The 22,829-nt window shown below is 64.8% G+C and carries 23 protein-coding genes; 9 read left to right on the forward strand and 14 right to left on the reverse strand.

From position 1 onward, the window contains the following. Nucleotides 1–406: 406 nt before the first annotated feature. From ACIQ67_RS07655 to ACIQ67_RS07665, 3 genes are all read left to right on the forward strand, one after another. Complete coding sequence (locus ACIQ67_RS07655) at nucleotides 407–2,329, forward strand: PrkA family serine protein kinase (RefSeq protein WP_397533767.1); 1,923 nt, start codon at nucleotides 407–409, stop codon at nucleotides 2,327–2,329. A 25-nt stretch (nucleotides 2,330–2,354) separates the two neighbouring features. Beyond that, entirely contained in the window at nucleotides 2,355–3,635 is a 1,281-nt protein-coding gene (locus ACIQ67_RS07660) for a YeaH/YhbH family protein (RefSeq protein WP_397533768.1), read from the forward strand. Between the two features lie 116 nt (nucleotides 3,636–3,751). After that, complete coding sequence (locus ACIQ67_RS07665; protein WP_397533788.1) at nucleotides 3,752–5,263, forward strand: SpoVR family protein; 1,512 nt, start codon at nucleotides 3,752–3,754, stop codon at nucleotides 5,261–5,263. A gap of 3 nt (nucleotides 5,264–5,266) precedes the next feature. Here ACIQ67_RS07665 and ACIQ67_RS07670 read toward each other — a convergent pair whose 3' ends face one another. From ACIQ67_RS07670 to ACIQ67_RS07690, 5 genes are all read right to left on the reverse strand, one after another. Further along, nucleotides 5,267–5,983 (reverse strand): ArsR/SmtB family transcription factor, encoded by a 717-nt coding sequence (locus tag ACIQ67_RS07670; RefSeq protein ID WP_397533769.1) that lies wholly within the window; start codon nucleotides 5,981–5,983, stop codon nucleotides 5,267–5,269. Beyond that, nucleotides 5,980–6,333, reverse strand: a complete 354-nt coding sequence (locus tag ACIQ67_RS07675) for an antibiotic biosynthesis monooxygenase family protein (protein WP_397533770.1) — start codon at nucleotides 6,331–6,333, stop codon at nucleotides 5,980–5,982. The genes ACIQ67_RS07670 and ACIQ67_RS07675 overlap by 4 nt, the downstream gene beginning before the upstream one ends. Continuing rightward, on the reverse strand, nucleotides 6,330–6,656 hold the full coding sequence (locus tag ACIQ67_RS07680) for an NIPSNAP family protein (RefSeq protein WP_397533771.1): 327 nt from the start codon (nucleotides 6,654–6,656) through the stop codon (nucleotides 6,330–6,332). Before ACIQ67_RS07680 ends, ACIQ67_RS07675 begins: the two co-directional genes overlap by 4 nt. A gap of 74 nt (nucleotides 6,657–6,730) precedes the next feature. Next, nucleotides 6,731–8,158, reverse strand: a complete 1,428-nt coding sequence (locus tag ACIQ67_RS07685) for an FAD-binding oxidoreductase (protein ID WP_397533772.1) — start codon at nucleotides 8,156–8,158, stop codon at nucleotides 6,731–6,733. A gap of 154 nt (nucleotides 8,159–8,312) precedes the next feature. After that, the gene (locus tag ACIQ67_RS07690; protein ID WP_397533773.1) at nucleotides 8,313–10,784 is read right to left on the reverse strand and encodes a penicillin acylase family protein; all 2,472 of its coding nucleotides are present in this window, start codon (nucleotides 10,782–10,784) and stop codon (nucleotides 8,313–8,315) included. 142 nt (nucleotides 10,785–10,926) lie between these two features. On the opposite strand from ACIQ67_RS07690, the gene ACIQ67_RS07695 reads away from it, so the two are divergent. The 3 genes from ACIQ67_RS07695 to ACIQ67_RS07705 all read left to right on the forward strand — a co-directional run bounded on the left by ACIQ67_RS07695 (nucleotide 10,927) and on the right by ACIQ67_RS07705 (nucleotide 13,484). Beyond that, nucleotides 10,927–12,432 (forward strand): OmpP1/FadL family transporter, encoded by a 1,506-nt coding sequence (locus ACIQ67_RS07695; RefSeq protein ID WP_397533774.1) that lies wholly within the window; start codon nucleotides 10,927–10,929, stop codon nucleotides 12,430–12,432. Between the two features lie 130 nt (nucleotides 12,433–12,562). Continuing rightward, entirely contained in the window at nucleotides 12,563–12,820 is a 258-nt protein-coding gene (locus ACIQ67_RS07700) for a hypothetical protein (protein ID WP_397533775.1), read from the forward strand. Nucleotides 12,821–12,902: 82 nt separating this feature from the next. Next, nucleotides 12,903–13,484, forward strand: coding sequence for a cob(I)yrinic acid a,c-diamide adenosyltransferase (locus ACIQ67_RS07705; protein WP_397533776.1), 582 nt, complete (start codon nucleotides 12,903–12,905; stop codon nucleotides 13,482–13,484). Here the strand turns inward: ACIQ67_RS07705 and ACIQ67_RS07710 are convergent. After that, nucleotides 13,481–14,458, reverse strand: a complete 978-nt coding sequence (locus ACIQ67_RS07710) for a helix-turn-helix transcriptional regulator (protein WP_397533777.1) — start codon at nucleotides 14,456–14,458, stop codon at nucleotides 13,481–13,483. The two genes, ACIQ67_RS07705 and ACIQ67_RS07710, sit on opposite strands and share 4 nt — an antisense overlap. Before the next feature lie 122 nt (nucleotides 14,459–14,580). Here ACIQ67_RS07710 and ACIQ67_RS07715 point away from each other — a divergent pair, with 122 nt between their 5' ends. After that, nucleotides 14,581–15,654: a hypothetical protein gene (locus ACIQ67_RS07715; RefSeq protein WP_397533778.1), complete on the forward strand. Its 1,074-nt coding sequence runs from the start codon at nucleotides 14,581–14,583 to the stop codon at nucleotides 15,652–15,654. Between the two features lie 36 nt (nucleotides 15,655–15,690). On the opposite strand, the gene ACIQ67_RS07720 is transcribed toward ACIQ67_RS07715, so the two are convergent. The 4 genes from ACIQ67_RS07720 to ACIQ67_RS07735 form a co-directional block, all read right to left on the reverse strand. After that, complete coding sequence (locus ACIQ67_RS07720; protein ID WP_397533779.1) at nucleotides 15,691–15,909, reverse strand: hypothetical protein; 219 nt, start codon at nucleotides 15,907–15,909, stop codon at nucleotides 15,691–15,693. 270 nt (nucleotides 15,910–16,179) lie between these two features. Next, complete coding sequence (locus ACIQ67_RS07725) at nucleotides 16,180–16,698, reverse strand: GNAT family N-acetyltransferase (protein ID WP_397533780.1); 519 nt, start codon at nucleotides 16,696–16,698, stop codon at nucleotides 16,180–16,182. Nucleotides 16,699–16,811: 113 nt separating this feature from the next. Further along, the gene (locus ACIQ67_RS07730; RefSeq protein ID WP_397533781.1) at nucleotides 16,812–17,471 is read right to left on the reverse strand and encodes a PolC-type DNA polymerase III; all 660 of its coding nucleotides are present in this window, start codon (nucleotides 17,469–17,471) and stop codon (nucleotides 16,812–16,814) included. 10 nt (nucleotides 17,472–17,481) lie between these two features. Beyond that, nucleotides 17,482–17,796 carry a nucleotide pyrophosphohydrolase gene (locus tag ACIQ67_RS07735; protein WP_397533782.1) on the reverse strand — a complete coding sequence of 105 codons (315 nt, stop codon included), beginning with the start codon at nucleotides 17,794–17,796 and terminating at the stop codon, nucleotides 17,482–17,484. A gap of 150 nt (nucleotides 17,797–17,946) precedes the next feature. On the opposite strand from ACIQ67_RS07735, the gene ACIQ67_RS07740 reads away from it, so the two are divergent. Beyond that, nucleotides 17,947–19,077, forward strand: coding sequence for an SGNH/GDSL hydrolase family protein (locus ACIQ67_RS07740; RefSeq protein WP_397533783.1), 1,131 nt, complete (start codon nucleotides 17,947–17,949; stop codon nucleotides 19,075–19,077). 25 nt (nucleotides 19,078–19,102) lie between these two features. Beyond that, nucleotides 19,103–19,795 (forward strand): OmpW family protein, encoded by a 693-nt coding sequence (locus ACIQ67_RS07745; protein ID WP_397533784.1) that lies wholly within the window; start codon nucleotides 19,103–19,105, stop codon nucleotides 19,793–19,795. Between the two features lie 237 nt (nucleotides 19,796–20,032). On the opposite strand, the gene ACIQ67_RS07750 is transcribed toward ACIQ67_RS07745, so the two are convergent. The 4 genes from ACIQ67_RS07750 to ACIQ67_RS07765 all read right to left on the reverse strand — a co-directional run. Then, the gene (locus tag ACIQ67_RS07750) at nucleotides 20,033–20,086 is read right to left on the reverse strand and encodes a hypothetical protein (RefSeq protein WP_397533789.1); all 54 of its coding nucleotides are present in this window, start codon (nucleotides 20,084–20,086) and stop codon (nucleotides 20,033–20,035) included. After that, nucleotides 20,082–20,729 (reverse strand): 7-carboxy-7-deazaguanine synthase, encoded by a 648-nt coding sequence (gene queE, locus ACIQ67_RS07755; RefSeq protein WP_397533785.1) that lies wholly within the window; start codon nucleotides 20,727–20,729, stop codon nucleotides 20,082–20,084. Before queE ends, ACIQ67_RS07750 begins: the two co-directional genes overlap by 5 nt. A 25-nt stretch (nucleotides 20,730–20,754) precedes the next feature. After that, nucleotides 20,755–21,858, reverse strand: coding sequence for a 6-carboxytetrahydropterin synthase (locus tag ACIQ67_RS07760; protein ID WP_397533786.1), 1,104 nt, complete (start codon nucleotides 21,856–21,858; stop codon nucleotides 20,755–20,757). 533 nt (nucleotides 21,859–22,391) lie between these two features. Then, the coding region (locus tag ACIQ67_RS07765; RefSeq protein WP_397533787.1) for an SUV3 C-terminal domain-containing protein at nucleotides 22,392–22,829 on the reverse strand (438 nt) is incomplete at its 5' end.

The following is a 22,829-nucleotide window of genomic DNA, read 5'->3' on the forward strand; positions in this document are numbered from 1 at the left end:
CGCTGCAGCGCCCGCCACCAAAGCCGTGAATCCCTCACGGCTTTTTTCATGCGCGCCACAAGGCCTGGCACGACACATGCAAGATGGTAATCACCACAAGCGTGACAAATGGGGTCAGGTCTTGCCAAGCGCAGCGAGCGCGAGTTATCGAGACTGAATGCACAGCTCTCGTTGCAGCGTGTCAACGTAGCGTGAGTTCTGGTTGTTAAGGGATCAACACCGCCTTATTCTTGGTTTCACGATCACGGTCTTTGAGCCACGCTGGAGCTCAGCACAAAGCGCTGAACCTCGGAAAGCTCTGATGACGCCTCAGCCCTGTATTGGGGGCGCCATCAGAACTTCCCAGACGATGCCGGATGCGAACGCACACGCACGGCAGCGTCTCTCCCGAACACAGGAGGTCAGCATGGACGTGATCAGCAGCTTTGCCGCTCGCTACGAGCGCACCCGGGTCGAAGAGCTCTCGCTCGAAGAGTATCTGGCCGAGTGCAAACACAATCCCCTCGCCTACGCCACCGCGCCCGAGCGCATGCTTCAGGCCATCGGCGAGCCGCAAACGGTCGACACGCGCAATGATCCGCGCCTGTCGCGCATCTTCGCGAACAAGACCATCAAGATCTATCCCGCCTTCGCCGAGTTCTACGGCATGGAGGACGCGATCGAGCAGGTGGTCTCCTACTTCCGGCATGCCGCGCAAGGGCTGGAAGAGAAGAAGCAGATTCTCTATCTGCTGGGCCCGGTGGGCGGCGGCAAGAGCTCGATTGCTGAACGGCTCAAGAGCCTGATGGAGCAGGTGCCCTTCTACGCACTGGCCGGCTCGCCGGTGAATGAGTCGCCGCTGGGCTTGTTCAACGCTGCAGAGGACGGCCCGCTGCTGGAAAAGGAATACGGCATCCCGCGCCGCTACCTGAACCGCATCATGAGCCCCTGGGCAGTGAAGCGGCTGGAGGAATTCGGCGGCGACATCCGCAAGTTCAAGGTCATCAAGCGCTACCCCAGCGTGCTCAAGCAGGTGGGCGTGGCCAAGACCGAGCCGGGTGACGAGAACAACCAGGACATCTCCTCGCTGGTCGGCAAGGTCGACATCCGCAAGCTGGAAACCTATGCGCAGGACGACCCCGATGCCTACAGCTACAGCGGCGGCCTGTGCCTGGCCAACCAGGGCCTGCTCGAATTCGTCGAGATGTTCAAGGCGCCGATCAAGGTGCTGCACCCGCTGCTGACCGCCACGCAGGAAGGCAACTTCAAGGGCACCGAGGGCTTTGGCGCCATCCCCTTCGACGGCATCGTGCTGGCGCACAGCAACGAGAGCGAGTGGAAGACCTTCCGCAACAACAAGAACAACGAGGCCTTCCTCGACCGGATCTACATCGTCAAGGTGCCTTACTGCCTGCGCGTCAGCGAAGAGGTGAAGATCTACGAGAAGCTGATCCGCGGCTCCTCGCTGGCCGAGGCCAAGTGCGCCCCCGGCACGCTGAAGATGATGAGCCAGTTCGCCATCCTCACGCGCCTGAAGGAGCCCGAGAACTCCTCGCTGTTCTCCAAGATGCAGGTCTACGACGGCGAGAACCTCAAGGACACCGACCCGCGCGCCAAGAGCTACCAGGAGTACCGCGACTACGCCGGTGTCGACGAGGGGATGAGTGGCGTCAGCACGCGCTTCGCCTACAAGATCCTCTCCAAGGTCTTCAACTTCGATTCCACCGAGGTGGCCGCCAATCCGGTGCACCTGATGTATGTGCTGGAGCAGCAGATCGAGCGCGAGCAGTTCCCGGCCGAGCTGGAGCAGAAGTACGTCAGCTTCATCAAGGAACAGCTGGCACCGCGCTATGCCGAGTTCATCGGCAAGGAAATCCAGACCGCGTATCTGGAGAGTTATTCCGAGTACGGCCAGAACATCTTCGACCGCTACGTGACCTATGCCGACTACTGGATCCAGGACCAGGAGTACCGCGACACCGACACCGGCGAGGTGTTCGATCGTGGCGCGCTGAACGCCGAGCTGGAAAAGATTGAGAAGCCCGCCGGCATCAGCAACCCCAAGGACTTCCGCAACGAGATCGTCAACTTCGTGCTGCGCGCGCGCGCCAACAACCAGGGCAAGAACCCGGCCTGGACCAGCTACGAAAAGCTGCGCACGGTGATCGAGAAGAAGATGTTCTCCAACACCGAGGAGCTGCTGCCCGTGATCAGCTTCAACGCCAAGGCCAGCGCCGACGAGGCCAAGAAGCACGAGAACTTCGTGCAGCGCATGGTCGACAAGGGCTACACGGCCAAGCAGGTGCGGCTGCTGTGCGAGTGGTATCTGCGCGTTCGCAAGAGTTCTTGATCCGCCGCCCGATCAAGGAGCATTCATGCTTCAACAGATCATTGATCGCCGCCTCTCGGGCAAGAACAAGTCCGTCGGCAACCGCGAGCGCTTCCTGCGCCGCCACAAGGAGCAGATCCGCGAGGCCGTGAAACGTGCGGTCGATGGCCGCGGCATCCGCGACATGGAGCGCGGCGAGGAGGTGCACATCCCGAAGAAGGACTTGAGCGAGCCCGTCTTCGGCCATGGCGAGGGCGGCGTGCGCGAGGTAGTGCGGCCCGGCAATACCGAGCACATGAAAGGCGACCGCGTGCCCAAGCCCAAGGGCGGCGGACAAGGCCAGGGCGGCGGCCAGGCCAGCGATTCCGGCGAGGGCGAGGACGACTTCGTCTTCCACCTCAGCAAGGAAGAGTTCATGCAGGTCTTCTTCGACGACCTGGCCCTGCCCAATCTTGCGCGCACCACGCTGGCCGACACGCCGGAGTGGAAGAGCCACCGCGCTGGCTTCGTCAGCGACGGCACGCCGACCAATCTGCATGTGGTGCGCTCGATGCGCGGCGCTTTAGGCCGGCGCATCGCGCTGGGCATGGACAAGCGCCGCGAGCTGCACGAGCTGGAAGAGCGCCTGGTCGTGCTCAAGCGCGAAGACAGCCACAAGCCCGAGGCCGAGACGCTGATCAAGGAGACCGAGGCGCGCATCGCCGAGCTGCGCCGACGCATCGCCAACATCCCCTTTCTCGACCCCATCGACCTGCGTTTTCGCAACCGCGTGCGCGTGCCGGTGCCGACCACGCGCGCGGTCATGTTCTGCCTGATGGACGTCAGCGGCTCGATGGACGAGGCGCGCAAGGACCTGGCCAAGCGCTTCTTCATCCTGCTCTACCTCTTTCTCACGCGGCACTACGAGAAGATCGAGGTGGTCTTCATCCGCCACCATACGCAGGCGCAGGAGGTGGACGAGCAGAACTTCTTCCACGCCACCGAAACCGGCGGCACCGTCGTCTCCTCGGCCCTGGTGCTGATGGAACAGATCATCCGCGAGCGCTACTCGCCGAGCGAGTGGAACATCTATGGCGCCCAGGCCAGCGACGGCGACAACTGGCACCACGACAGCGGCCGCTGCCGCGAGCTGCTGGCGGACAAGATCCTGCCGCTGTGCCGCTACTTCGCCTATGTGCAAGTGGCCGAGGCCGAGCAGAACCTGTGGGAGGAATACGCCAAGCTGGCCGACGAAGTGCCCCAGTTCGCGATGCGCAAGGCGGTCGAGGCCTCGCAGATCTATCCCGTGTTCCGTGAGCTGTTCAAGAAGGAAGGGGCCAAGTCATGAGTGAAACCGAGCTCAGCATGCTTCCCTCCATCAGCGCCGACAACCGTCGCGACCTGGGCATTGCCGCCGACCGGCGCGAGTACGGCGGCCGCCGCCACAAGGAGCCGCTGCAGCAGATGCGGCCGCTCAAGGAGCGCCCCGCCCAGCCCCTGCCCGCGCCCAGCGACTGGACCTTCGAGCTGATCCACGACTACCACGCGGTGATACGCGCAACAGCTGAGCGCTATGGGCTGGACACCTACCCCAACCAGCTGGAGGTCATCACCGCCGAGCAGATGATGGATGCCTACGCCTCGGTGGGCATGCCGGTGAACTACCGGCACTGGAGCTATGGCAAGGAGTTCATCGCCACTGAGCGCAACTACAAGCGCGGCCAAATGGGCCTGGCCTACGAGATCGTTATCAACTCCGACCCCTGCATCGCCTACCTGATGGAAGAGAACACCCTGGCCATGCAGGCCCTGGTGATCGCCCATGCCTGCTACGGCCACAACAGCTTCTTCAAGGGCAACTACCTGTTCCGCATGTGGACCGATGCCTCATCCATCATCGACTACCTGGTCTATGCGAAGAACTACGTGGCCGAATGCGAGGAGCGCCACGGCCTGGATGCGGTGGAGCAGCTGCTGGATTCCTGCCACGCGCTGATGAACCACGGCGTGGACCGCTATCGCCGGCCCACCAAGCTCTCGCTGGCCGAGGAACGTGCGCGTCAGCACGAGCGCGAGGCCTATGCCCAGCAGCAGATCAACGACCTCTGGCGCACCCTGCCACGCGGCAGGGACAAGGCCGAGGACGAGAAGACTGCGCGTCGCTTCCCCGACGAACCGCAGGAGAACCTGCTCTATTTCATCGAGAAGAACGCGCCGCTCTTGGAGCCCTGGCAGAGAGAAATCGTGCGCATCGTGCGCAAGGTGGCGCAGTACTTCTATCCACAGCGCCAGACCCAGGTGATGAACGAAGGCTGGGCCACCTTCTGGCACCACCGCCTGCTCAACCAGATGTACGACGACGGCTATCTGTCGGACGGCATGATGATCGAGTGGCTGAAGTCGCACACCAATGTGGTGGCGCAGCCGCCGATGGCGCAGCTCAACCCGTATGCGCTGGGCTTCGCGATGTACACCGACATCAAGCGCATCTGCGAAACCCCCACCGACGAGGACCGCCTTTGGTTCCCCGACATCGCGGGCGCCCCCTGGCTGCCCACGCTGGACCACGCGATGCGCAACTTCAAGGACGAGAGCTTCATCGGCCAGTACCTGAGCCCGCGGCTGATGCGCGAGTTCCGCCTGTTTTCCATCGTCGACGACGAAGCGCAGAACGAGTACGAGATCTCGGCCATCCACGACGAAGCCGGCTACCAGCATGTGCGCGAGGCGCTCTCCAAGCAGTACGACCTCAGCACCCGCGAGCCCAATATCCAGGTCTGGAACGTCAATCTGCGCGGCGACCGCTCATTGACCCTGCGCCACACCCAGCACATGAACCGCCCGCTGCATGACAGCTCGCAAGAAGTACTCAAGCATGTGGCGCGGCTGTGGGGCTTCGACGTGCACCTGGAGAGCATCAATGCGCGCGGCGACGTGGCGCAGCGCTGGAGCACTCGCGGGCCGCAGGCGCAGTGACGCTCAGTCCTGCCGCAGCAGGCCATCCAGCAAGGCAAGGCGGCCGGTCGGCGTCACGGCCAATTCCCGCGAGCCCTCGACACGGCGCAGCCAACCCTTGTCGATGAACGCGTCCAGCAGGCCCACCGCGGCCGGCCCGGCGAAATGGTCGCGCCGCTCGGACCAGTCCATGCAGTCGTACAAGGCGCGCCCGCCCGCTCCGGTAGGCAGCGGACCCAAACCCAGCGCCGCCAGTCCGGCCCGGCCCGCCTCACTAAAGCCATAGGGCTGGCCGGCCAGCCCCGTGGCCTGAACCCAGCCGCGCGCCAGCAGCGCCTCATGCAGTCTCACGCCCAGCTCGCCAGCCAGATGGCCGTAGCAGCTGCGTGCATGCCGAAGACCGCGCAGGGCCGGCCGCTGCCAGCGCTCCAGCTCGCCCATCGGCGCCGGAGCAAGGCCATCGGCCAGTTGCAGCAAGGCCTCCAGCGCATGGGCCACCGCGGCATCGGCAAGCCCGTAGTAGCGATGCCGCCCCTGCTGCCGCACGCGGGCCAGACCTTCATCGAGCAGCAGTCTCAGATGGCCGGACATGGTGGCTGCCGCCACGCCGGCATGGGCCGCCAGCTCGCCGGCTGTGTGCATGCGCCCATCCAGCAAGCGGGCCAGCGTGCGAGCCCGCGTCGGGTCCGCGATCGCAGATGCGATGCGGGCCAGCCGCGGTTCGCCGCTGCCTGCCGTCACAGCAGATCCACGGGTAGCACTGGACAGGTAGCGGGGGCCTGCTCGCGCTCGTCCAGACCATAGTCGCGCAGCACCGCAGCCACGCGCAGCCGGTATCCGGCAAAGAGGCCGGCACGACCGGCCTCCTGAGTGGCCCGGTGCTCGGCATGCTCGCGCCAAGCGCGCACGGCGGCTTCGTCGCGCCAGAAGGACAGCGAGACCAGCTTGCCCGGCGTATTGAGGCTCTGGAAGCGCTCGACCGAGATGAAGCCATCCATCCCGGCCAACAGCGGCTTCAGCCGAGCCGCATGCTGGAGATAGGCGTCCAGGGCGCCCGCCGCCGGCTCCACCTCGAAGATGACCGCGATCATGCCGCCACCGCCAGCGTTTCCGCCACGGCCTGGCAGAAGCGGCGCTCCTCGCGCCGGATGAAGCGCTCTCGCTGCGCGAACTCGAAATTGGCCTGGGCCTCGGCATCGCACTTCAACCTGGCACGGTAGGCCTCGTAGTCGGCCAGGCTGGCAAAGCCGACCAGGCCCCAGGCCTCGACATTGCTGCCCTCGTGCGGCAGGAAGTACCCCAGCAACTGGCCACCCAGGCGTGGAATGATTCCACCCCAGGCCACGGCATAGCGGCGGAAGGCCTCGCGCTGGAAGGGATCGATCTCGTAGCGGATGAAGCAGACGACGTTCATGAGGGGCTCCTCTGTTTGAATGCCACGAGTCTGCGGGGCCCGGCCGCCAGGACGCTTTGGTCCGTACCGAATCGTCAGGGGGCGGACGCGAAGATCTTGCCCGGGTTCATGATGTTCTTCGGGTCCAGCGCGGCCTTCAGTTGGCGCATCAGCTGCACCGCGCCAGCGCCGGCCTCGTCGACCAGAAAGCCCTGTTTGTGCAGGCCGATGCCATGCTCGCCGGTGCAGGTGCCTTCCAGGCGCAGCGCGCGCTGCACCATCTGCGCTGACAAGCGCTCAGCCGTATCGCGCTCCGCAGGCACATTCGGGTCGATCAGATAGCCGAGGTGGAAGTTGCCGTCGCCCACATGGCCGACAATGAAGTAAGGCAGGCCCGCCTCCTCGACCTCGCGCACCGACTCATTGATGCTCTCGGCCAGGCGTGAGATCGGCACGCAGGTGTCGGTGGTCACGCAGCGGCAACCGGGCTTGGTCTGCAGCGCCGACAGATAGGCGTGGTGGCGCGCGGTCCAGAGCTTGGTGCGCGCCTCGGGCGTGGTGGCCCACTCGAAATCCTCGCCACCGAATTCGCGCGCAATCTCCTGCACGGTTTCAGCCTGCTCGGCCACGCTGGCGTCGGAGCCGTGGAACTCCATCAGCAGCATCGGTGCCTCGCGCAGCCCCAGCTTGTCGTGCAGGTTCACCGCACGGATCGCATGCGCGTCCAGCAGCTCGCAGCGCGCGATCGGCACCCCCATCTGGATGATCTGGATGGTGGTCTGCACCGCCGCATCGATGCTGGGGAAGAAGCAGACTGCGGCCGACACGGCTTCAGGCAAAGGATAGATGCGCAGCGTCACCTCGGTGATCACGCCCAGCGTGCCTTCGCTGCCGATGAAGAGGCGCGTCAGGTCATAGCCAGCGCTGCTCTTGCGGGCACGCGTGCCGGTCCGCACAACTTCACCGGTGGCCGTGACCACGCTCAGGCCCAGCACCGCCTCGCGCATGGTGCCGTAGCGCACCGCGTTCGTGCCGCTGGCGCGTGTGGCGGCCATGCCGCCGAGGGAGGCGTCGGCGCCCGGGTCGATGGGAAAGAACAGGCCCGCGTGGCGGATCTCGGCGTTGAGCTGGTTGCGCGTCACGCCGGCCTGCACCGTTACCGTCAGGTCCTCGGCATTGACGCTCAGGATCTTGTTCATGCGAGAGACATCCAGGCTGACGCCGCCCTGCACCGCCAGCAGATGGCCTTCCAGCGAAGAGCCGGCGCCATAGGGGATCACCGGCACGCTGTGCTCGTGCGCCAAGGCCAGCACCGCGGCCACGTCTTCGTTGCTCTCGGCGTAGACCACGCAGTCCGGCGGATCCACGTCGAAAGGCGACTCGTCGCGGCCATGCTGCTGGCGCACCGCCAGCGCGGTGCTCAGGCGTGCGCCAAAGCGTTCGCGCAGCGCGTCCAGCATAGCCTCGGGCACAGGGCGCCTGCGGGCCTTCAGCAACGCTTCGAGATCGTGGGGGGCATTCATCGCGGGGCTCCTCGCCGCCAAGCTTGGCGGACCCGCTGATTCTAGGAAGACTGCGGCCGGCGCGGTGCGAGCAGCGTTGCCGGTGTCGCGATGCTTTACCAAAAGAAGGAGGGCCGGCAATTGCCGGCCCCTGTTCAACCCTGCAAGCTGTCCATCACTCGCTGAGCATCATGCTGCGGTAGTTCGGGTCCGCCTTGATGTCGGCTTCGCTGAAAGGCAGCTTGGCCCACTTTGCACCCTTCAGGAAGATGTCGGAGTAGAGCTTGGTCTGGTCCGAGAAGTTGGCGGACAGCAGATGGCTGCTCTGCGAGTAGGTCAGGATGCCCTCGGCCACCGGGCCGTTGGCGTCGAAGGTGACGAATTGCATATAGCTGTTGCCATAGACCGGATCGCCATACAGACCGGCGCTGAGGTTACCGCGCACGTTGTTGAAGGTGTAGCGGCCGCCCGGGAAGGGCAGTGGCGCGCTGTCACGCACGACCACCTGCTTGCGGGCATTGACCTCCTCCAGCGCAAACTTGTTGGCGTTGAACCACTGCACAGCATCCGCCAGCAGCGTCACGGCCTTGGTGTCGGCCGTGTTGTAGCCGCGCGGCGTGTTGACCGGATCGGCTGGGTCGTAGGCCACGCGCCACAGGCTGGCGTCCTTCATCTCGCCGGACAGTTCATAGAACTTGCGGAACAGCAGCGAGCCCGGATCGACCATGCCTTCGGTCTTCTTCCAGATCGACAGCACGCCGCAGGCCTTGCTGAGATCAGTCACCACGCCCTTGCTGTCGTTGGCCGTCAGACTGCCGCCGGCGCAGCGCGCCGCCAGGAACTCGTCCAGCCAGACCTCGGCCTTGAGGAAGCGGCTCTTGGCATAGACCTGCTGCAGATTGGCCAGCGTGAAGCCGGTGCCGGGCAGGCCGTCAGTGCCCTTCATGCGGTCCAGCACCTGGACGATGCCGGTGCGGGTGCGCTCGCCCTGCTCACGCCCTTCGGCCACCGGGCCGGTGGCGATGATCCTCGGGTAGCCGGCCAGGCGCACCTTGTCGTTGGGCAGCCAGTGGCTGTCGTTAGCGTTGACGATGTAGTCGTCGCGAAGCACAAACGGGCGCTGGCTGCTGGGGATGGCGCCGTTCCAGTTGCAGCTGGCCTTGCTGCCGTCCATCAGCACCAGGCCGCGCGTGGCCAACAGGAACTGGCCGGTCGGGCTGTTGACGCAGCTGGCCAGCTGGGCATCGCTGACATTGGCCGCCACCGAGTAGTTGGCGTAGAGCGCCTTGCCATTCTTGTCGGCCGCCATGGTGTTGACCCAGGGCATCGCGTTGTGCGTGGCCAGCGACTCGCGCAGGCTCTCGGCGCTGGTGGACTTGCCGTTCAGCAAGGCCTGGTCGAGCAGCTTGTAGTTCGTGTAGTTGGCATCGCGGATGGCAAAGGCCGCGCCCGCCGTCCAGCCGAAGGTGGCTCCATCGCTCAGCAGCGGGCCGAAGTCGGTGCCGTACATGGTGCGCTGGTGCGTCTTCACGCTGCCATCGGGCTGCAGGGCGTCGACGCTGAGCGCCGTCTTCGTCATCGCCTTGAAGGCGCCGTCGACCTGGTAGCGCGTCGGGTCCGCCGGGTCCAGCTTGAGCTGGAACAGCGTGAAGCGGTTGTCGGTCGAGAAGGTGTGCGTCCAGGCCACATCCTTGTTGAAACCGATCAGCGGCACCAGGGTGCCCAGCAGGGTGGAGCCGAACACGTCGTACTTGCCGGGAATGGTGATGTGCAGCTTGTGCAGACGCAGCGCGCCCCACCACGGGAAGTGCGGGTTGCCCAGCACCATGCCGGCGCCGCTCTGCGTCACGCCCTTGCCCAGGCCGTAGCCATTCGAGCCGATCGCATGCTCGAACAGCGCATTGGTGCCCTGCACCAGCGGGCTGTTCAGCACCGCCAGCTGCGTGCTCGGGCGCTTGAGCGCCTTGGCGCTCAGCGCAGCCACAGTCGTCGCACCCGCGGGCTTCGGGCCAGGTGGCTGGGCCACGCCAATCGAGTTGATGAACTGCAGCGAGCTGCCCGCCATGGCCGCCTGACTGAAGCGCCAGTAGGCCTCGTCCTCGGTCATCGGCGTGACCCAGGCCGCACCCTTGCACTCGGTAGGCAGGCCGTTGACGCCCTTGTCGCGCAGATAGCGGTTGTAGCCCGCGACGAAGCCGCTGACCATGTCGCGCACATCCGGGCCGGTGGCGGCCTTCATCGATTGCGCCAGCGCCGGCGTCATCAGCAGCTTGTAGAAGAAGTCGGACGACAGATTCGGCGTGAAGTCGCCGAACTGGCCCAGATAGGTGATGGGCACGCCCTTGGCGTCCACATCGCCGAAGAAGCGCGAGCGCTGACCGCGCAGCGTCACCAGCTCCTGCGCGAACAGGCAGATGTGGTCGTTGGCGAAGGCGTAACCGTAGCCGTAGCCGGCGCCCTTGAAGTCTTCGGCCTTGACGTGCGGAACGCCGTAGCTGGTGTAGCGGATCTCGGCCGAGTAAGTGGGCGGTGCCGGTGTGGTGGGTGTACCCGTCGCGGAATCGCCGCCGCCGCAGGCGCTCAGCATCAGGCTGCCCGCCAGCAAAGCGGCAACAGGGGTCATGGAATGGGGAATGCGCAGCGGCATGGATGTCTCCTTCGTTGATTCTTGTGTTTTTCGCAGCACAGCACGTGGGTTAGCACGACTAAGCTAGCGATAACTAGCAGGCTATCATCAAACTTTCTGGTCACCACTCGTGACCTACCCTCGAAGATACGGAGACATGATCTTGAACCGCCCTGTCGTAAACCCCTTGATGCTTGCCCTGCTGGGTGTCCTGGCTGCCCCGCTGGCCCAGGCCTCGGGCTACCACTTCGGCTCCCAGTCTGCCTCCGCCCAAGGCACGGCCAATGCCAATGCGGCCGAAGCCTCAGACGCTTCGGTGTTGTTCTACAACCCGGCCGGTCTGAGCCGTCTGGACGGCACCCAGGCCAGCGGCGTGCTGAACCTGGTACTGCCCAAAGGCCGCTTCACTGATGGCGGCAGCTTCACCCAGTTCCGCCTGCCCACACGCGGCGGTGAGGCTGGTGATTTCGTCGAGCCGGCTGCTGTGCCGCACGCCTATCTGAGCCACCGCTACAACGAGCGACTGACGGCCGGCCTGGGCATCTTCGTGCCCTTCGGCTCCAAGAGCGAGTACGACAGCAACTGGACCGGCCGCTACAACGGCATCAGCACCGAGCTGAAGACCCTGGCGATCAATCCCTCGCTGGCCTACAAGCTGAGCGAGCGCCTGAGCCTGGGCGCCGGTGTGAGCGCGCAGCACATCGAGGGCAAGCTGGCCAAGGGTGCCGACTTCGGCTCCGGCGCCATGGCCTCGATCGTCGAAGCCCAGGTGCGTGCCAACGCCATCCCCGGTGTGCCGGCCGAGATCATCCGCAATGCCGTGATCAACCAGCTGGGCGGCCTGATCAAGACCGTCTCCGGCAACCCCACCTACTCCGGCCGCGTCGATGTCGAAGGCAAGGACTGGGGCGTGGGCTTCAACCTGGGCCTGATGTACAGCCCGGATGACAGCACCCGCTTCAGCATCGCCTACCGCTCGGCCATCAAGCACACGCTGACAGGCGATGCCCAGTGGCAAGTGCAGACCGCCGCCGCCAACCTGGCCGGCCTGCTCAATGCGGCGCTGCCTGGCGCCGGCAGCCAGGTTCAGGCCCAGCTGCTGGGCGCCTACACCAACAGCGCGGCCAAGCTCAGCGTCAAGACGCCGGAGTCGCTGTCCTTCTCCTTCTACAAGAAGCACGACGCCCGAACCGCCGTGATGGGCGATGTGTCGCTGACCCGCCACTCGCGCTTCAAGGAGCTGCGTGTCGACTTCGCCAACAACCTGCCCGACTCGGTGACACCGCAGGGCTGGACCGACACCGTGCGCGCGTCGCTGGGTGTCTCGCACCAGTGGACCGATGCCCTGCAGCTGCGCGGCGGCGTGGCCTATGACCAGTCGCCGGTGACCCAGACCACGCGCACCTCGTCAATCCCTGACGGCGACCGCAGCTGGCTGTCGGCAGGCCTGAACTGGAAGCTGGACAACAAGCGCTCGCTCGACTTCGCCCTGAGCTACATCCACGTGGCTGCAGGCGAGATCAACGCGTTCGACAACGGTGGCCAGACCAATGCAGTCGGCTCAGCCGTCTGCAACCCGGCCGGCAACACCTCTAGCTGCGCGACCGTGGTCGGCCGCTACAAGCTGAACTCCGCGCTGCTCGGCGTGCAGTACAACCATCGCTTCTAAAGCTCGCCCGAGACCCGTGCCTGCGCGCGGGTCGACGCCCGGCGCCTGTCTTTGATCCGGCTCCTTGCCCCCCGCCCCCGACGGTGAGAGCATGGAGCCGGTTTCACATCAACGACGGGGAGCGTTCACCATGCCCTTTGCCTGGGACACCAGCACCATCCTGATCGCCATCGCGTTGGCGCTGGCCATCGTCGGCGCGCTGCGCTTCGATCTGTTCGGCCTGATCTGGCGCGAGTGGCTCAAGCTCGGCAGCCGCAAGCCCGAGCTGCCGCCTGGCCCCCCGCCCTCGCATGGGCCCTATCACGGCAAGAGCGGGGCGCACGGCCATGCCGACCCCGGCAAACCCAACAAGCCCACCGATATTCACCGCAGCGGCCGTCGGGACTGACAAAGAAGGGCCGGATCCCGAAGGGTCAGGCCCCTTGAGGCAAGATGCGGGTCCCGCTGCAACGACTGCCCTGCTCCTTCCCATGGCCAACCGACTCTCACAAATCGCAACCCGCACCGGCGACGACGGCACGACCGGCCTGGGCGACGGCAGCCGCGTGTCCAAGGATCATCTGCGCATCCAGGCCATGGGCGATGTGGATGAGCTCAACTCGCAGATCGGCGTGCTGCTGGCCGAGCCGCTGCCGGACGATGTGCGTGAGCTGCTGGTCACGATCCAGCACGAGTTGTTCAACCTCGGTGGCGAGCTCTGCATGCCGGGCTACACCCTGATCAAGGACGAGGCCGTGCTGCGCCTCGATGAGGCGCTGGCCCACTACAACGAAACCCTGCCCCGCCTGAAGGAGTTCATCCTGCCGGCCGGCACGCGCAGCGCCGCCCTGGCCCATGTCTGCCGTACTGTGGCACGGCGGGCCGAGCGGGCTGTAGTGACCCTCGCCTCTCAGGACACGATCAATGCGGCGCCGCGCCAGTATCTGAACCGCCTGTCTGATCTGCTGTTCGTGCTGGCACGCGTGCTCAACCGCGCCAACCTCGACGGCCTGGGCGGCGACGATGTCTACTGGCACAGCGAGCGCCTGAAGCGCCAGGAAGCGGACGACTAAGCCAGCGCCGCGACCGCTTCGCGCAAGCGCTTGGCGTAAGCCGTGCGCAAAGCCGCAGGTGCCCTGACCTCAACCTGTCCGGCATGGCGCAGCAGGTCCATCAGCAGCTCGGTGGCATCCACATAGGGCACATCGAGCTGCCAGCGGCCATCCTCCAGCCAGCGGCTCTGCTGGGCCGGATGCCACTCTTCGCGTGACACCCATTGCGCCGCCTCGGCGCTGAACACCAGCTCAGCCTGCTGGGCATGCCCGCCGGCGAAGATGCCGTAGCCCTGGTCCAGCTCGGCTTCCAGCGCCTTCAAAGCGACCGGCTTGGCTTTCTCTTCAAGCAAGACGGCCGCTTCCATCGCATCCAGCGCAAAGCGCCTCAGACCCTCGCTCTGATGGCACCAGGCGTCCAGATACCAGGTGTTGCGGTAATGGACCAGGCGCTGCGGCGACACGATGCGCTCCGACAGCGTCGCCCCGCCCCGCCCGCGCTTGCGGTAGCGCAGTTTCAGGCGCTGGCGCTGCACCACCGCGCTGCCCACCGTCTCGAAGAACTCGCTGGCCACGCGCCGGCGCGCCGTGCTGATCAGCTTGACACGCCGCGTCAGCTCCTTGGCCTCGTCCTCGTCCTTACCCAGCATGCCGCTGAGCTTGTCGAACATCGGCTGCAGATGCCGGCTCAGGATACCGTTCTCGTCCAGGCTGGACAGCAGCTGGTGCATGGTCAGCAGCGCGTGCAGTTCACGCTCATTGAACCAGACGCCCGGCAGCTCATGCTGGGTGCCGCGCCACTGCTGGCCGAAACGGTAGCCATTGGCCGCGGCGTCGTACTCGATCGGCGCGTCCATGCGCTCTCGCAGGTATTGCAGATCACGCTTGAGCGTGGCCGGCGACACCTCCAGCGCATCCAGCAACGCGGCAAAGCTGACGCACTCGCGCGAGCGGATCAGCAACTCGATCTTGTAGAAGCGCTCGGTCCGGTCCATGGTGTCCTGTTCTCAGGGGTTTCCCTGACTTTCTAGGTGGCTCACGCCATGAGCCAGCTGTCGCCCAGACTGTGCCACATGGTTGCTGAAACATCGACAGGCAGCCGCAACCGGAGCACACCATGGCACATCCCGCAGCAGCAGCAACAGCTCAAGCACATCAGCCCCTGGCCTCGACGACCCAGCTGGAGCTCGGCATTGCCGCCGCGCCCGCAGCGGCCAGTCCCCACCAGACGCTGGGTTTCGAGCTCGGCTGGGATCATGCCCATCACGGCATCACGCCGCCGACTGCACATCTGTTCGCCGCCTCGCCGCTGCGCCAGGGCTGGCTGGCTGGCCGTGCCACCTTCGGCCGCCGCACGCTCAAGGCCAGCCGCCATACCCGACTGTGGCTGCAGCTGCGCAGCCATGCCTGGGCGCGTGGCCGCAGCTTCGAAACCCTGGAGCTGACACCCAACTACCTGCAGCAGATCGGCACCGAGCATTGCCCCATCACCCGCTGCACGCTCGATGAGAGCACGCTCTCGATCGACCGAGTGCGCGATGACGCTGGCTATGCCGCCGGCAATCTGGCCACCATGAGCCGCGGTGCCAACGCGGCCAAAGCCAGGCATGACTGGGCCAGCGCCAGCGAATTGGCGGCCAGCCTGGAGCAAGGTCCGTTCAAGCAGGTGGCCGGGCTGGCTGCCGCCGAGTGGCAGCGTGTGGCTGTCCTCTGCAGCTTCGTCACCGAGTTGCCGCACGCCCAGGCCGCGCTGCTGCCCATGCATATGTTGCCGCCGAACCGGCTGCGCCTGTTCAACCCGATCCAGGCTCTGCAGGCCCTGGTAACCCGGCAGCTGGCCAAACCCGGCTGGAGCCAGCGCCTGGCACGCATCGAGGCGCTGCTGCCGGACGAGGCCGTGAAGGCCGACTTCAACCGCTTCGTGATGGCCCTGGTGCCGCGTGTGCTGAATGCCGGCAGCCTGGTACTGGCACACGAGATCCGCTGGGCGCTGGAAGATGCCTGGAGTGATGCGCTGGTGCAAAAGCGTTGGGCCCGCTTTGCGCTGCAGCTCAGCCCGGCTCAGGCCGAGGCTCTGGTGCAGCGTGCCGCCGCCAAGCGGCTGAGCACGGTGCATGTGCAGCAGCATGCGCTGCCGCGAGCGACTGAGGGCTGGGCGCTGGAACGGCGTGGCTTCCGCGCAGCCGCTTGAGTGCGCTGTGGCGCCACGCCTGCCAGGCTTTGCTGATCAGCTCGGCAGACCCTGGTACTGCTTCTCGACAGCACCCGTCTGGTCCTGCAGCGCCACGCAATAGCCCTGGGACGTGAACCAGTACGCCCACTGCTCGGCCATCTTCTTGCTAGGCAGCCAGGGGCCGGTCTTGTCGACATGAATGCGACAGCCGCGCCGCTCGTGGAACACCACGCGCCACATACTGGCTGACATCGAATGCTTGAAGCTGCTCATCGCGGCCGGATTCTGCAGGGTTTGGCCGCTGACCAAAGACGCTCGCGATACCAGAAGCGCCAACAAGTTCTCAAAGCATCAGGTCCCGTCACTCATGGCCGCGACATGCTTGCCGGATTGGAGGCAAGACCTGACCCTGGTGAGTCCTGTGCTCGGGCTCAGCCACGCGACCCTTCCGGGTCCCGTGCGCGGGCTCAGCCCGGCTGCTTGCAGGCAACCCGGCCTGCGTCAGGCGTCCGGCAAGCCACTGGGCTTGCCCTCGGTCCTGACTTAGACCAATGACCGTTGGAGGCGGAGTTCTTCGAGGCGAACACCACCGACTTCGGTGGTCTTGGCGCTGCCGAGCTCGCGCTTGAATCCGGCCATTTCGAAGAAGCGCAGCGCGCGTTCATTGCGCAGCCAGGTCCACAAGGTGACCTTGGTGCAGCCTTCTTCCTGAAGGCCATCACGCGCTGCGTCCCACAGCGCCAGACCAACGCCCTTGTCCCAATGCACGGGCTTGGCATACATGGCCCAGATCTCGCCGGTGCTGGACGGCGTGCCCTTGTCACGCGAACGATCAAAGCCGACAAAACCCATCAGCTCGTTATCGATATGCGCCACCATCACCTGTGGCTCGCACAGATCAATGGCCTCGCGCCAGAAAGCCTGACGCTTCTGCACCGAAAGCGCATCCAGCTGGCTGTCTGGAAGCAGACCCTTGTACGCACCCTGCCAAGCTGCAACATGGATTTCTGCAATGGCTTTGGCATCACGCAGCGTGGCCGGACGAACCTGAATACTCGACATACGGGGAAAGAAAGGGGGGAGAGAAAATACTCTGGCAACAGCGCACGAAAGGGCAGAATTGTCCCTGCCAATCAGCGCTGTGTGAGCGCTTGACAGTTCTAAATTTTGGGCTCTCAGTCTGGAACAGCCCCTAGCGCCCCCTGGCGGCGCCTGGCCCAATCTCGCACGCAGCGTGCCAGTGCCGATTTGGCGCTGCGCTGCAGGCTGCCCAGCAGCTCATGTTCGACCGCAAGCGGCCCCAGCTCAGCCGCAAATCGCTGGCCGAGGTCCTGCTGCATGCGCAGCAGCAGGTTCGCGGTAGTCTGGGCATCCGCCAGCGCCCGGTGGGCGCGGCCCGAATCGGGCAGCGCATGAAAACGTGCCAGGGTTCCCAGCTTGCAGTTGGGTGCGTCCGGATAGAGCCGTCGCGCAAGCAGCACCGTGCAGGCGAACTCATGCGCCGGGTCGGGCTCGGTGCCGGCCTGCGCCAGCTCGTAATGCCAGAAGCCGCGGTCAAAGGCCGCGTTGTGCGCCACCAGCGGGCAGCCGCGGGTGAACTCGGCCACCTCGCGCATCACCTGCGTCGAGTCGGGGGCCTCGGCCAGCATCGCATTGCTGATGCCGGTCAGTTGCTCGATGAAGGGCGGCACCCAGGCACCGCTGTTCATCAGGCTCTGGTAGTGGTCCACGATCCTGCCGTCCCGAACCAGCACAGCGGCAATCTCGGTAGCGCGGCCACCGCTGTTCGGGCTGATGCCCGTGGTTTCGAAGTCGATGACCGCGATCGTCTGCATGGCAGCCTCTTCAGGGGACAGGATGCTTGAGCGCATTCATCGCCAGCTTGCGTTCAAGCGCCTGCTCAATGTCGATGCCGCTGTGATCGGCGATCTGCAACAGATAGAGCATCACGTCAGCGATCTCCTCACCCAGATGCTGGTGACGCGCGGCGTCCTGCGCGATGGCCTGCGATTCTTCCGGCGTCAGCCATTGGAAGATCTCCACCAGTTCGGCGGCCTCGACCACCATCGCCATAGCCAGGTTCTTGGGCGTCTGATACGGCTCCCAGTTTCGCTGGGCGGCAAAGTCGCGCAAACGGCGCTGCAGGTCGGCTATGTCCATGCACGCAGTGTGGCATGGCAGGCCCGTCTCGCCCGCCCCACGCCCAGGGGTTTGCACTCCTTGGCCGCATTGAGCCAGACAGTAGAGTAGCTATCACTATGCAAGAAGCAGCCTGTGCAACTGACGCGGGCTCAAGACATGGAGACAGCAATGAAGACGATGCAAATACGGCTGTTGGCGCTCGCTGCCAGCATGGTGCTGGCAGCCTGCGGTGGCGGCAGCTCCGATGTGACTCCGAAGGACCCCGGCATCACCTCGCTGAAGGTGTTTGGCGACAGCCTCGCCGATGTGGGAACCTTCGGCATCAAGTTCACGGTGCAGGGTAGCGAGTCGCTGATCTACCCCGAGCGCATCGCCCAGGCCTATGGCCTGAGCCAGTGCAACTTCTATGTTTTCACCGGCACGACCTTTGCCGCCAACCCGAAGACCGGCTGCACCAACTACGCCATCGGCGGTGCGGTGATCAATCACGGCAACCCGATGGATCCGCGCGGCGTGCCGCTGCAGCTGGCCACTGCAGGTGGTTTCAAGAGCAGTGATCTGCTGCTGATCGTCGGTGGCGGCAACGACGCGGCCGACCTGGTGGGCGCCTATCTGCGCGCTCCGCGCGACGGCGCTGCGGCCTACGCCGCACTGCTGGGCACGCTGCTGAGCCCGACCCAGATCGGCAGCGCACTGGCCGGCGGCTCTGCCGGCCTGGCCACCGTCGGTGGCGCCTATATGCAGGCGCTGGCGGCCAAGTTCCACGCCTCGATCAAGACCAGCGCTCTCGACAAGGGTGCCACCCGCGTGGCCTTGCTGAACATGCCGGGCATCACCAACACGCCGCGATTCCAAACCGTGCTCGACAGCATCGCAGCAGCCAGTGGCGGTGGTACCGCCGGCGCGGCGGCACGGGCACAGGCCGAAGCACTTTTCAAGAGCTGGGTCGAGGCCTACAACGCCGAGCTGGTCAGGCGCTTTGCTGACGAACCACGCGTGGCCATTGTCGACTTCTACACCAGCTTCAATGACCAAGTCAGCAACCCGAAGCAGTTCGGTCTCGGCAATGTGAAGACCCCTGCTTGCCCGATCACCGGCGTGGGCAGCGACGGCCTGCCCAGCTACACCTTTGCCACCTGTACCGCCACCGCGCTGTCCGCAGCGCCGCCGGCTGGCCAGAGTGGCGCTGATTGGTGGAAGAACTACGCCTTCTCCGACGGCTTTCATCCGACGCCCTATGGCCATCAGCTGCTGAGCCAGCTGATTTCCAGGACGCTGGCCAACAAGGGCTGGCTCTGAGCCCGGCCTCATGACGGAGAACACCATGAAGAAGACCCTTCGCTTCAACAAAATGTTCGGCCTGCTGCTGCTGGGCAGCCTGCTGGCGGCTGGCAATGCACAGGCACAGCTCAAGCTCGATGGCCGCGTCAGCGCCCGCATCGGCCTCACCACCATCATGCCGGCCGTCAAGAGCGGCAACCTCAGCGCGCCCAGCCTCGTCGGCACCCAGATCGATGTGGGCAATGCCACTCAGGTGAGCGGCGGCATCAGCTATGCCTTGAGCGACCGCTTTGTGATCGACCTGCCCCTGGGACTGCCCTTCGAGCACAAGATCGTGGGCGCCGGTGCCATCGATGGCGTCGGCAGCCTAGGCACGGTACAGGTCCTGCCGATGACGCTGCTGGCCCAGTACCGCTTTGGCGACGCCAGCGCCAAGCTGCGGCCCTATGTCGGCGCAGGTGCCACCTACGCTCGCTTCTTCGACACACGCAGCACTGCAGCGCTGTCGGGCCTGACCGGCGGTCTGCCCAGCAAGCCCACAACCCTGTCGATGAAGAGTGCTTCAGGCCCGACCGTTCAGCTGGGCGCGCTCTACAAATGGGACAAGCGCTGGGGCGTGGACATCGCCGCCACCTATGTGCGGCTGAAAACCACCGGCACGCTGTCAACCGGCCAGACCATCGAAACCCGGCTGGACCCAACCGCCATCAGCGTCGCGCTCGACTACAGCTTCTGAAGGCTTCCCCGCTGTTTGCAGCCCGCAGGGCCTGAAGGCGCCTGAATCTCTTCCGGATACCTTGTCTTTTTTAAACTTGGTAGTCGTAGTAGAGGCAACTCCGGGCTGTGGACAGCGCCAAAAATCACCAGCCTGACAGGCACTTGGCAGGGGAACAAGCCTGTGCGCCAGGGCGGGTTTGCTGCGAGTCCGGGTGATAACAACTCGGGCACCGGACAGCCAGCTGTGGACAAGCCATCAGTTGTTCAAAAACTGTCCACAAGTTTGCCCACAGGCCCGGCAGGCATCAATCGATGCCGATCACCTTGTGCATCTGCACCGACAGGCGCCACTGCGGATGGTCCATGCAATAGGCCACCGCCTCGCGGGTGTGCTGGGTCTTCAACACCGAGTCCAGCGGCTGCAGGAAGAAGTTTTCGAAGGCCAGGCCTTCGAAGCGTTCCGGCCGGGCCAAGGCCTGCGGGTAGATCAGCTTGAGTTCATGCCCTGAGGTCAGCACCAGCTCAGCATCGGCCTTGGGGCTGACGCAGATCCAGTCCAGCCCCGGCGGCGCTGGCTGCGTGCCATTGGTCTCGACGGCGATCTCGAAACCGCGGGCATGCAGAGCGTCGATCAAGGGCACATCCAGCTGCAGCAAGGGCTCGCCGCCCGTGCACACCACATAGGGCTTGCCGATACGCTTGCCTTGAGCGTCCCTGGGCCAGCGCGCATCGATCGCATCGGCCAGCGCGTCCGGCGTCGCAAACTTGCCGCCGCCCTGCCCGTCGGTGCCTACGAAGTCGGTATCGCAGAAATTGCAGACCGCCGTGCTGCGGTCCTGCTCGCGGCCGCTCCACAGATTGCAGCCTGCAAAACGGCAGAACACCGAGGCGCGGCCAGCCTGGGCACCCTCGCCTTGCAGCGTGTAGAAAATTTCCTTCACCGCATAAGTCATGTCTGTTCCCTCCTGCGGTGCCGGTTCAAACCGGAATCAGCTCGTCGCCGCCTTCCAGGCTGACGATGGAGCCCGAGCCGCGGGTTTCGTACATGTCCACCCGGTCCAGCTGCGGCAGCGCAGCGCGGCCCTTGTCCAGCACCCAGGCAGCCAGGCTGGCGGTATCGCCATCGGGCAGATCGGCAATCTCGTACAGCGGGCTGTGGTCGATGGCTTTGAAGATCGGATTGAAGAAAGTCTTCACATCGCCATAGTCAACGGTCCAGCCCATCAGCGCATCGAGCTCGGCACTCAGGTGCAGACGCAGCGTATAGGTGTGGCCATGGATGCCGGAGAGCGGGCTGTGTGCCGGTGCGTGCTTCAGGCGGATCGCACTGTCCAGCGTCAGTTCCTTCCAGATCCGATAGCGCTGACCATCGTAGTTGGCACCGCTGGAGCCAGTCTCGTAGACCGTCACCCAGGACAGCTCGGGCAGCTGCGGCTTCAAGCGCTCCCACAACCACGAGGAGATCACTTCGCTGGTCGGGTTGGCCAATCCTTCAATCTCGTTCAGGCAGTGGTAGTTCAGCTGGATCTGGAAAGGCGCCCATATCTCGTCGAGATGGTCATAGTCGATCGCAAGATCGCGTTCGCCCAGATCCTGGTTGGCGTGGATGATGACTTCGAAACCGTGACCGTGCATGCGGCCGCACTTGTGCCCGGCCGGCACATTGGGCAGCTTGTGCGCTGCCTGGAAGCGGTAGCGACGCCAGACATGGGCGTGGCCATTGGCGTCCAGATCAACACCGGTCTGCGCCGTGCTCTGTATGCCGACCTGCAGGATGCCTGGCACGCTGAATTCGTTTTCAAGACGGCTGCGTATCCAGCGCGCGATGTTCTCGTCAGTGGGCTGTTCGATATGCCGGTTCAGCAGCGCATGGTCGAGCGGCGCGACACAGGCCTCCAGGCGCCTCCTTAGTTCTTCCACCTCAGCACCCGCAAACGGAGCCCAGCCCTCGGGCAGTTGCGCGCGCACGGTCGCGAAATAGCTGTGGCCATGCAGGCCATGGCTGCGGTGCGACAGCGGCAAGGCTGGAATCTGGCAGGCGGATTCAAAGCCGCAGGAGGCTGAGTAGGTAGTTTGCTTCATGGAACGGGAGAGATCGCCTTGAACGGCTGACGTGCAACGGTTGCCAGTGTGACATGAGCCGGTTTTGACGGTTCAAACGCAGCAGCCGTGCTGATGGCAAAAAGAAAAGCTCGTCCACACTCAATGATTGAAGGGGTGGATCTCAAAGTAGTAGTCGTAGTAGTGCCCGGCCAGTGCTGTGGACAAGTCAAAAAAACCTCGCTGGAACGCACACTTGGCTGCAGCGCAAGCATGTGGGCGGAGGGCTCTTTGTCGGGAGCGTCAACAGATAACAAGTTCTGGAACAGCGTCCGGCCTGTGGATAAGCCCCTTGTTGCGCAAAACTTATCCCCAGCCTTATGCCTTGACAGCGGAGCGCGGTCGATTTCATCGTGGAAGCATGGCGTCGCGCAGCGCTCCGCCAAGGCTGCCTGCACTTTTTTGCTGGGCGCAGGCTGGCGAAGCTGTCTTGGAAATGAGTGAATCGCCGCCCTGATCCAGGGCCGGCAGTGCGACCTGTTGACGCTGTGTCAACAGGTCCTGGCTGATTGGGCCTAGCCGTGCTTACCGGCCCGACTGCGCGTCTTCTGCCACAGTGGGCGCTTGCCCTTGAGCTGGCGCTCGATGCCGTCGTTGAGGCGGCTGCGCAAATCGATCACTTCATTGACATGGCCGTAGACGCCGGGAAAGCGCAGATCCAGCCACAGCCACAGCGTGCAGGAGCGTAGCGCTTGCTCCATCTGGTCGAGGCGGCTGTGGCCATCGACACCTTCCAGGAACCACGGTGGCCCGGCCTTGCCATGGCGCGCATGGCTGTGGGCCCAGTCCAGATACTGCTGAAGCAGTGCGGGCAGACGCGTGTCCACCGGGGCCTGGGCATAGATGAAACGCTGCTTCAGAGGCAGTGAGGCGGCCACCTGGTCCAGCGCTTCGGCCAAGTCCAGCATCTGCTCGAGTTCGGCCACTGCGAAGTGGGCATCATCCAGCCGCAG

The organism is Roseateles sp., assembly GCF_044373315.1.
GTDB lineage: Bacteria > Pseudomonadota > Gammaproteobacteria > Burkholderiales > Burkholderiaceae_C > JACDQM01.